The organism is Sphingomonas sp. CCH5-D11 (assembly GCF_001557395.1).
In the GTDB taxonomy this organism is placed as follows: Bacteria; Pseudomonadota; Alphaproteobacteria; order Sphingomonadales; family Sphingomonadaceae; genus Sphingomonas.
Genome location: NZ_LSKH01000223.1, coordinates 1 through 1,869 on the forward strand (window position 1 = coordinate 1; position 1,869 = coordinate 1,869).

General features: G+C 66.0%; 2 protein-coding genes. Both read right to left on the reverse strand.

What is annotated here, in order from left to right:
• On the reverse strand, positions 1 to 465 hold a 465-nt coding region (locus tag AX702_RS14095), incomplete at its 3' end, for an acyl-CoA dehydrogenase family protein (protein ID WP_197420615.1).
• Positions 466 to 544: 79 nt separating this feature from the next.
• On the reverse strand, positions 545 to 1,869 hold a 1,325-nt coding region (locus tag AX702_RS14100), incomplete at its 5' end, for a spinster family MFS transporter (RefSeq protein ID WP_331710409.1).

Sequence of the window (1,869 nt, forward strand, 5' to 3'; positions counted from 1 at the left end):
GGTCAGGCCGAAGGTCACCCGTCGGTTGAACTGCAGCATGCCTTCGATGAATTCGGCCTTCTGCTCGGGCGTGCCGAAATCGCGAAACATGACGATGAACGGGTTGTTCGCGACGACCGAATGCTCGTTCTGCTGGTCATAGTGCAGGCCCAGCCCCTTGGACGCGAGATATTCGCGGATCACCGTCATCCAGAGGTTGTTGCCGTCCTTTCCGCCGAATTCGGCTGGCAGCGCGAAACGCAGATAGCCGGCCTTGTCGGCCCGGCGCTTGGCCTCGCGCAGCAATTCCTCCCATTCGTGGCGCGGCAGCCCGCCACGCTCGAAATCGGTGCGCGCATATTCGCGGCGATGATCGAAGAAGCGGACATTGTCGTCCTGCTCCTCCAGCGGCCGGATCTCCGCTTCGATGAAGGTGTCGAGCTCCTTCAAGAAGGCCAGGAGTTCATCGGGAATGCTAAAGTCCATGTTCCAGTCTCCGTGCGATGGGAGTGCCGCAAGGGTGGCAGGGCACCTGTGGTGAGGAAGAAAGCGGAGCGGCCATGGCTCAGCTGATGGTTTCGGCGACGATCGAGCGGCGCGCGTGCCAGAACAGCGCCGCTGCCGGCAGGCCAAGAAGCGCCACGATGGTCAGCGATGTCCGCACGCCCTCGGCCGGGCCGACGGATGCGGCGGCCAGATCGCTGATGAGTCCCACTCCCAGCGGTCCCATGCCAAGGCCGATCAGATTGGCGACGAAAAGCAGGATCGCGGTGGCCGTGGCGCGTGCGGAGGCTGGCACCAGCCCCTGGATCGCGGCGTAGGAGGGGGCGAGCCAAAGCGCGTTGAGCAGCGACGGCACGGCCAGGATCATCAACGCGGCCGTGACGGAGCTGCTGTGCAGCGCGACGATGCTGAACGGCAGTGCGGTCAGCGATCCGGCGACGGGAAGCAGCACATAGGCGCGGGCATCACGCTTGACGAAGAGGTCGGCGACATAGCCGCCCGCCAGCGTTCCGAGCCCGGACGTCACCCCCGTCACCAGACCGAGCGCGAGGCCAAGAAAGCCGCCGGTCTTTAGGCCGAACGCCGCTGCCATGGCCGAGAGTTCGCCGGCATGGTTGCGGTAGAAGAACGAGGCGAGAAAGGCCGTCGTCCCGTAGGAGATGAAGGCCTTCAGCGCGACGGCGGATACCACCAGCCAATAGGTGCGGCTGCGGCGGAGCATCGCGAACGTGGCGGCGAACCCCGGGGCCTGGGTGGTGCGCTGCCGGATCTCGGCCGACCATCGGCGCCGCGGCTCCTTCAATGTCGTGACCACCAGCAGTGCCAGCAGCAGACCGGGCGCACCGGCCAGCAGAAACGCCGATCGCCAGCCCCATTGGTCTGCCACAAGCCCGCCGGCCGCCATGCCGATCAGCGCGCCCAGCGGCGAGCCGAGAAGATAGATGGAAAGCGCCGAGGCACGCTCTTCCTTGGGTGTATAGTCGGTGATGAGCGACATGGCCGGCGGGGTGCAGCCTGCCTCGCCGATGCCGACACCGACGCGTGCCGCGACCAGTTGAACGAAGTTCTGCGCCGCGCCGCACAGCGCGGTAAACCCGCTCCAGATCGTCACCGCGCCGCCGATGATCCATGGCCGGTTGCCGCGTTCGGACCAGGTCGCGATCGGTATGCCCAGCAGCGTGTAGAGCAGCGCAAAGGCGAGGCCTGTCAGCAGCCCCAATTGCCAGTCCTTCAGATCCAGGTCGTGCTTGATCGGCTCGGCGAGGATGGCGAGGATCTGCCGATCGAGGAAGTTGAAGGTGTAGACGGCAAGAAGCACCAGGAGCGCATAGCGGCGGTAGCCGCGGCTCACCGGAGCGATCGGAGAGGGGGCGGCCGGGTCGACGA